The organism is Promicromonospora sp. NPDC060204, assembly GCF_042728455.1.
Classification (GTDB): Bacteria; Actinomycetota; Actinomycetes; order Actinomycetales; family Cellulomonadaceae; genus Promicromonospora.
In genome coordinates, this window is sequence record NZ_JBHWZO010000277.1 from 1 (window position 1) to 7855 (window position 7855).

Sequence of the window (7855 nt, forward strand, 5' to 3'; positions counted from 1 at the left end):
GCCTGCGGCTCCGCTCCGGGCGAGTGCCTCGTTCCTCGGCCCTCACCCTGCGCTGCGCCTCCGGCTCAGGCGAGCTTCTTCTTGATGGAGCGCGCCTGCGCCAGCATCATGTCCTTCATCACGCTGCGGCGCGGGTCGATCGCGTACGCCTGCTTGAGCACGCGCGCGCAGTCGTCGTGCCGGCCCAGCCGGCGGTACGCCTTGGCCAGCTCGCGCAGCTCGCCCGACGTCGGCTGCCGCTCCGCGATGACGCCCTCGAGCAGCCGCACGGCCTCGTTCGCCTTGTTCGTCCGGTTGGCGAGCTGGGCCTGCCGGAACGGGCTGCTGCTGCCGGCCTCCGGCGGCTTGCCGCCGGCCGCGGTGTGGCGCAGCTCGCGCACCAGCTCGTTCTTCTCCCAGTCGGAGAGGTAGTCGAGCCAGGCGTAGTCGAGCTGGTCGTACCGCTCGCCCGTCGACGTCGGCTCCCACGGCTTGCGGCCCACGTAGTGGAGAACCTTGACGTCCTCCTCGTTGAACACCTGCGGGTGGTGGGAGTAGATGCGCTTGGTGGTGTTGTACTCCAGCGGCAGCTTGCGCCAGTCCGAGAAGAACTGGTTGAGGAAGCCCTGGTCGCCACCGTCGTACGACGTGGTGTGGCCGAGCTGCGACATCATCTTCTCGAACATCCCGTGCGACGGGTTCACGGCGAAGACGCCGGAGTTGAACACGTTGCCGTCGGGCAGGTCCAGGCCGGCGTCGGGCACGGCGGCGAAGTCGTCGCCCTCGAACAGCTCGTCCAGGCTGCCCTTCACGACGGTGTCGCTGTCGAGGTAGACGACGCGGTCGAAGAAGTCGAGCCGGAACACGTGCAGCTTCGTGTACGTCATCGCGAAGCGCGCCTGGATCTTGTTGCCGCCCGAGTTCATCGGGTTGCGGATGCCCGGGACCTGGATGGTCCGGATGTCGCTGGCGGCCAGGGCGCTGCGGTCGGCGTCGGGCGTGACGAGCGCGATGAGCGGGACGTCCGAGTGCTCGCGCAGCGAGTTCGCGAGGGCGCGCGCGCCGTGGTGGTACGAGCCGGAGACCACGGTGATGTACGCGCACTTACGACCGTCGATCTCCTTCCACAGCGGACCGCCGACCGCGGGGACGATCATGGAGGTGTCCTCGCCGACCTCGGGGAGCTCGAGGTCCACCGTGTCCTTGGACACGGCGAGCGTCGGCACCGCCTCGGGCGTCAGGTGCGGGCGCTCCGTCAGCTCGTCGGCCGGGGGCACGAACAGGTGCAGCGTGTCCGACTGGCTCACCGAACGGATGGTCGCGTCCGGGAACTCGGCGAGGCAGGAGCGCAGGAACGCGAGGTCGGAGTCCAGGCCGTGGGCCGACTCGTAGCCCGGCGTGAGGTCCTTGTCCTTGAGCGCGGACTCCGCCGCCTGCGTGACCGTGTAGCCGTAGCGGCTGTCCTTGGACTCGTAGAGGTCGACACCCGCGAGGTAGACCTCGCGGAAGCCGACCCCGAGGCCGAACGCCAGGGCCTGCATGCCCGTGGTGGGCAGGCCCGGCCGGCTCATGAAGGCGCGGGCGAGGCGGGGGTGGCGCGCCGGGATGGACCAGGAGTCCAGCTCCTCGACGCCGGCGAGCGGGTCCAGGCCGTACTTGTCGCCGTCTCGGTTCGCGGCGTGGCGCATCGGGCTGAGGATCCGGCGGACGTCGTAGCGTCCCGAGCGGACCTCGTCCTGCAGCAGCTTCTCCAGCTTCTCGTTCGGGATGGCGCTGAAGTACGCGTCGACCCGGTCACCGAAGTGGTAGTTGCTCTCCAGGAAGAACCAGTTCATCCGGAAGACGACCACGTCCGCCGGGATCCGGTGATAGGGAGGCATGGCCGACGACGGCCCGTTGCCGACGATCAGCAGGGGCCTGTCGATCAGGTCGGCGAACGATGCGATCTCCGCGTCGCCCGGTTCACGGCCGAGCGGCACGCTCCGCATGGTGGGCATCGAGATAACTCCCTTTCGGTGTACTGAGACCGGTTGAGTCTAACGGCGATGTGGTGACACGAGAGGTCAAGCCTTGGCGACGTCCGCGGCCGCGGCGCGGACGTGCGGGAGCAGCAGCTGCTGGCGGTCCGCGACGTCGGCCCGGTACTCGTCCTCGCGGGCCAGCACGTCGAGGGTCCGCTCCGCGAGCCGGGCGCCGAGGTCGGCGTCCGCCACGTCGTAGCCCCAGTCCGGGCGCTCCACGTCCTCCAGGAAGTACCGCATCTTCGGGTGCGACACGATGCTCAGGACGGGGGTGCCCAGGCCGAACGGGATCATCGTCGCGTGGCCGCGCATGCCGATCACGAGCGACGCCTGCCGGTAGACGGCGAGCGCGTCGGCCTGGTCCATGTAGTGCAGCTCGTCGACGGGCAGCACCAGGTCGTGCGCCGCCTCGAGGTCCTTGGCCAGCTTCAGGTCGCCGCGGGTGTGCGCGGCGATCCGGACCTCCGCGCCGCCCTTGCCCGCCTTCTCCGCGAGCTCGACGATCTGCTCGAGGAAGTCCGCGTACCCGGCGCCGAAGCGCCGCTCGCTGCGGTCGAAGGCCGCGTTGACCAGGACCGTCCCGGAGCCGGTGCGTCCGGCGGGCAGCTCGGGGCGGATGTGCTCGAGCACGGTGGTCGGGCAGGGCACGTAGCGCACCTTGTCGTGCAGCTCGGCAGGCAGCAGGTCGCGCACGCGCTCCATCGAGCCGGTGTTGCGCAGACCCAGGAACTCGGCCTTGCGCGTGAACTCGATCAGGCTGCGGCGGAACAGGTCGCCCTTGAACCGCTGCCCGGTGAAGAGGTTGAAGCCGACGGCGAAGGCGTAGACCGGCACCGTCAGCGCGTCGAGCGAGGCGGGCGGCACGTTCCACTGCCAGCCGCTGTTCGAGTTGGGCGAGGTGTCCGGGAGGAAGAGGCCGCCGCCGCCCACGACGAGCGCGCGCTGGGCGTTCGCGATCCGGACGAACTCGTCGTCGAACACCTGGTGCGCGTGGAACGACGTCCACTCGGTAGGGCCGGCGGGCTCCGTGACCGCGTCCCGGACGGCGTCCGGCAGCACGATGTCGCCGAAGTTCTCCCCGCGGTCCACGTAGAACGCGACGTGGCCCATACCGCCCGTGGGGGCGTCCGCCTCCGCCGGGGTGACCGGGTTCTCGGACCGGGCGAGCACGGTCCGCACCGACGTGCGCGGCATGTCGTTGCGGATCGCCTTGCGGGCCAGGTCGTGCGCCGACTGGTCGTCGTGCATGATCCAGGCCACCTGCGCCGCGCGGGCCGAACCGAGGCCGGGGCTGGCGATCCGGAAGGCCCGGCGCGCCGCGTCGTACCGGCTGAGCGCCGACAGCGTGGTGCCGAGGGCGACGAGGTACCGCTCGGTGACCATGCCGTACTGGCGGAACGTGCCCTGCAGCAGGTGCAGCGCGCCGGCGTGGTCGCCGTCGGCCGCGATGTACTCGGCGTTCTCGACGGCGACGTCGAGCAGGTCGGGCTTCGCCTCCAGCACCGTCATGCGGCCGGCGTCGGCGAACGCGTCCAGGAGGTCGCCCAGCGGCCCCTCGACGCCGTGGGTCAGGCACGCGACGAGGTAGCGGCCGAACGCGGCGTCTGCCGCCCTGCGGTTCGCGAGGGGGACCGACGCCGCGAGCTCGCGCAGGTCGGCGAGGTCCGCCGGGCCGTCGTCGGTGCGCATCCCGGCCCGGAAGTCCATGAACTGCTGCATGTCCTCGACGGCGCGCTTCGCGTTGGTGTGGCGGCGGGCCACCGAGCCGGTGCCCTTGGAGGCGTCGTAGAAGTGCTGCTCCGCCGCCTCGGCGTCGCCGCCGAGGAGGGCGACGATGCCGGCGAGGCGGAGGGTCTCGGCGTCGGGCGCGCCGGTCCGCAGCAGCCGGGTCAGCACGGCCGCTGCGGGCAGGTCCCCGCGGTCGATCGCCTTGCTCGCGCCGGCGAGCAGTGCCGCGTGCACCGCGGGGACGTGCTTCCAGGCGATGACGCCCCGCGCGAGCGCGCGCGTGGTGGCCGCGTCCAGCTTCGGCCGGGAGCCCGTGGCCCGCTGCAGAGCGCGCATCACCTCGGCGGTACGCTGCGCGTTCTCACGCCGCTTGGTCCGGGAAACGGCTCGAGGCACGTCGCCGTCGTGCGGGGAGTTCGCCATGCGACCTTCGGTTCCGGGCACTCGAGCTGTCTCCGTTCTCGGCACGGTCACGCCGGCTTCTGGGGCGCCGCATACCGTTTCGTGGGGATTCTTCTGGGGGACCGGCGGCTGTCGCCGCGCAACGGCAGGATCCCACATCCTGCCCGGCGCCGGGGGCGGGCCCGTGTGCGTCGGACGGCGCGGGTCGCGCTAGTGTGGACGGCGTACCCGTCCAGTCCCGATCCGAGAGTGCCACGTATGTCAGTACCCGGTGAAACCCCGTCCGCCGTCGTAGTCATCCCGGCCCGGGGAGGTTCACAGGGTGTACCCCTGAAGAACCTCGCGCGGGTGGACGGGATCACGCTCGTCGGACGTGCCGTCCAGGCGTCCCTCGCCGCCCCGTCGGTGGCCGAGGTCATCGTCTCGACCGACCACGACGAGATCGCCGCAGAGGCGCGGCTGCACGGTGCGCGCGTGGTGGTCCGCCCCGCCGAGATCGCCGGCAGCACGGCGTCGTCCGAGTCGGCCCTGCTGCACGTGCTCGACCGCGTCGAGGCCGGGGACGGCGGCCTGCCCGCCCAGGAGATCCCGCCCGTCACCGTGCTGGTGCAGTGCACCTCGCCGTTCATCGACCCCGAGGACCTGGACACCGCGATCCGCCGCGTCACGCGCGGCGAGAAGGACGTCGTCGTCGCGGTCTCCGAGACGCACGACTTCCAGTGGCGCATCGACGACGGCGTCGCGACGCCCGTGGGCCACACCACCGACTTCCGTCCGCGCCGGCAGGACCGCGCCCCGCACTTCCGCGAGACCGGTGCGTTCTACGTGATGCGCACCGACGGGTTCCGTGAAACCGGCCGCCGCTTCTTCGGCGACGTCGGCATCCAGCCGCTGGCGCCCGAGTGGTCCATCGAGATCGACGAGCCGCGCGACCTCTGGCTCGCCCGCCAGCTCGTCGACCAGGAGAGCGACGCCGCGCCGGTGCCGCTCGACGTCGACGCGCTCGTGACCGACTTCGACGGCGTGCACACCGACGACCACGCCTACGTGGACCAGGACGGTACCGAGCAGGTGCGCGTGAGCCGCGGCGACGGCATGGGCGTGTCCCGCCTGCGCCGGACCGGCCTGCCGTTCCTCATCCTCTCGACCGAGACCAACAAGGTGGTCGCGTCCCGCGCCGACAAGCTGAAGGTGCAGGTCATGCACGGTGTCGAGGACAAGGCCACCGCCCTCCGGGCGTGGATCGCCGAGCAGGACCTCGACCCGGCACGGGTCGCGTACGTCGGGAACGACGTGAACGACCTGGCCGCCATGGCCGTCGTCGGGTGGCCCGTCGCGGTCGCCGACGCGCGCCCCGAGGTCAAGGCGCAGGCCCGGCTCGTGCTCTCCCGCGAGGGCGGGAACGGCGCGATCCGTGAGATCTGTGACCGTATACTCGCTGCGCGTCCGGGTGAAGTCACCGCCAGTTCGGCAGCCACCCAGACCCCCGTCGTCACCGGTTAGTCCCGACGACACGTAACAGCACTACCCTGTGCTCGACCCTTTCGGAAGGACCTTCTTATGAGCGCGACGAACGCGCAGCCCGCGCCGGTCACTATCGGCGACCTGCAGGTCGGCGCCGACCAGCCCGTGTACGTGATCGGTGAGATCGGCATCAACCACAACGGTGACGTCGAGATCGCCAAGAAGCTGATCGATGTCGCGGTCGAGGCCGGATGCCAGGCCGTGAAGTTCCAGAAGCGCACTCCGGAGATCAGCACGCCGAAGGACCAGCGTGACAAGATCCGTCAGACGCCCTGGGGCGAGATGACGTACCTCGAGTACAAGTACAAGGTTGAGTTCGAGGAGCCCGAGTACACGGAGATCGACGCGTACGCCAAGGAGAAGGGCGTCCAGTGGTTCGCCTCTCCGTGGGACGCCCCCTCGGTGGACTTCCTGGAGAAGATGGGCGTGCCGACCCACAAGGTCGCCTCCGCCTCGGTCACCGACCACGAGATGCTTCGTGCGCTCGCCGCCACCGGCAAGCCGATCATCCTGTCGACCGGCATGTCGACGCTGGAGCAGATCGACGCCGCCGTGGAGATCCTGGACACGAGCAAGCTCGTGATCCTGCACGCCACGTCGACCTACCCGCTTCCCCCCGAGGAGGCGAACCTGCGCACCATCACGACGCTGCAGGAGCGCTACGGCGTGCCCGTCGGCTACTCGGGCCACGAGACCGGCCTGCAGATCTCCCTCGCCGCCGTGGCGCTGGGCGCCGTGGCCGTCGAGCGGCACATCACGCTCGACCGCGCCATGTGGGGCTCGGACCACGCCTCCTCGCTCGAGCCCAAGGGCCTCGAGAACCTGGTGCGCGACATCCGCATCCTCGAGAAGGCGCTCGGCGACGGCCAGAAGCGCGTCATGCCCGGCGAGTTCTCGCCGATGTCGCGCCTCCGTCGCGTCGACGCGTGACGTCTGACGACCGACACCGCACCACTGCTTGAGTCGTCGGAGGCGGGCACCGCACGCGCGGCGCCCGCCTCCGATGTTTCCGAATACTTTGAGAACACGAGATCGTGGACCCACGGGTCCCGCCAGCGCGTCAACGAGAGGGGGCCTCGTGCCCGAGCGGGTAGAGGCGGCGAGCATGCCGTTGGTGACGGTGGTCGCCGTCGTACGTGACGAGGAGCCCTATCTCGAGGCGATGGTGCGCTCGATCCTGGGCCAGGACTACCCGCACCCGCTGCACATGGTGCTCGCGGTGGGACCGTCCAAGGACCGCACCCGCGAGATCGCGGACAAGCTCGCCGTCGAGACCGGACGCGTCACCGTGGTGGACAACCCGACGGGCTCCAAGCCGCTCGGCCTGAACGCAGGCCTGGAGCGCATGCCCGAGGGACACTCGATCTTCGTCCGGGTGGACGGCCACACGGTGGCCGAGCCCACGTACGTGCGCCGCGCCGTGGAGGCCCTCCAGGCCGCCGGCGCGGACGGCGTCGGCGGGCGGATGCTCCCCGTCGGCGACACCCCGGTGCAGAAGGCCGTCGCGCGCGCGATGAGCCACCCGGCGGGCCTGGGCGCCGCGTCCTTCCACACGGGCGGCGTCGCCGGCCCCGCCGAGACGGTCTACCTGGGCACGTTCCGCCGCGAGGCGCTGGAGCGTGTGGGCGGGTACTCGCCCGTGTACGTGCGGGCCCAGGACTGGGAGCTGTGCCTGCGCCTGCGCACCAGCGGCAGCCTGCTGTGGTTCGACCCGTCGCTCGTGGTCGAGTACAAGCCGCGCCGCACGCTGGGCGCCGTCGCCACGCAGTTCTGGCGCACCGGCATGTGGCGTCGCGAGGTGGTGCGCCGCAACCCCGGCACCGCCAACCTGCGCTACCTCGCCCCGCCGACCGCCCTGGTCGTGATGGGCGTGTCCGTGCTGGTGGCGATCGGCGGCGCCGTGGCCGGCTCGCTGCCCGTGACGCTGGTCGGCCTCGTGCCGCCGGCCGCCTACCTCCTGGGTGTGGTCGCGGCGTCGGCCCACGCGGCGACGCGCCGCCCGCGGCTCGACCTGCGCTCGGCGCTGGCCCTGCCGGCCACGCTCGTGACGATGCACATGGCGTGGGGCGCCGGGTTCCTCCGCGGGCTCACGGAGCGCGTGCGGGTCGACGACGGCGTCTAGTCTTCGTTGAGTGCTGGGTATTTGTGGGTTTTCCGGTTCCGGAACCACAAATACCCAGCACTCAACGAGGGTTGTCAGG

5 protein-coding genes are annotated in these 7855 nt (G+C 71.1%); 3 read left to right on the forward strand and 2 right to left on the reverse strand.

Annotation, left to right across the window (positions count from 1 at the left end; all coding sequences use genetic code 11):
- Window positions 1–65 precede the first annotated feature (65 nt).
- Together ACFWEJ_RS24680 and ACFWEJ_RS24685 are read right to left on the reverse strand one after the other, a co-directional pair.
- On the reverse strand, window positions 66–1976 hold the full coding sequence (locus ACFWEJ_RS24680) for a glycosyltransferase (protein ID WP_377231824.1): 1911 nt from the start codon (window positions 1974–1976) through the stop codon (window positions 66–68).
- A gap of 66 nt (window positions 1977–2042) precedes the next feature.
- Entirely contained in the window at window positions 2043–4064 is a 2022-nt protein-coding gene (locus ACFWEJ_RS24685) for a polysaccharide pyruvyl transferase family protein (protein WP_377231825.1), read from the reverse strand.
- 324 nt (window positions 4065–4388) lie between these two features.
- On the opposite strand from ACFWEJ_RS24685, the gene ACFWEJ_RS24690 reads away from it, so the two are divergent.
- The 3 genes from ACFWEJ_RS24690 to ACFWEJ_RS24700 all read left to right on the forward strand — a co-directional run bounded on the left by ACFWEJ_RS24690 (window position 4389) and on the right by ACFWEJ_RS24700 (window position 7776).
- Window positions 4389–5633, forward strand: coding sequence for a cytidylyltransferase domain-containing protein (locus ACFWEJ_RS24690; RefSeq protein WP_377231826.1), 1245 nt, complete (start codon window positions 4389–4391; stop codon window positions 5631–5633).
- 57 nt (window positions 5634–5690) lie between these two features.
- Window positions 5691–6584 (forward strand): N-acetylneuraminate synthase family protein, encoded by an 894-nt coding sequence (locus tag ACFWEJ_RS24695; protein ID WP_036959513.1) that lies wholly within the window; start codon window positions 5691–5693, stop codon window positions 6582–6584.
- Window positions 6585–6759: 175 nt separating this feature from the next.
- Window positions 6760–7776, forward strand: coding sequence for a glycosyltransferase family 2 protein (locus tag ACFWEJ_RS24700; protein ID WP_377231827.1), 1017 nt, complete (start codon window positions 6760–6762; stop codon window positions 7774–7776).
- The last annotated feature ends 79 nt before the right edge of the window (window positions 7777–7855 follow it).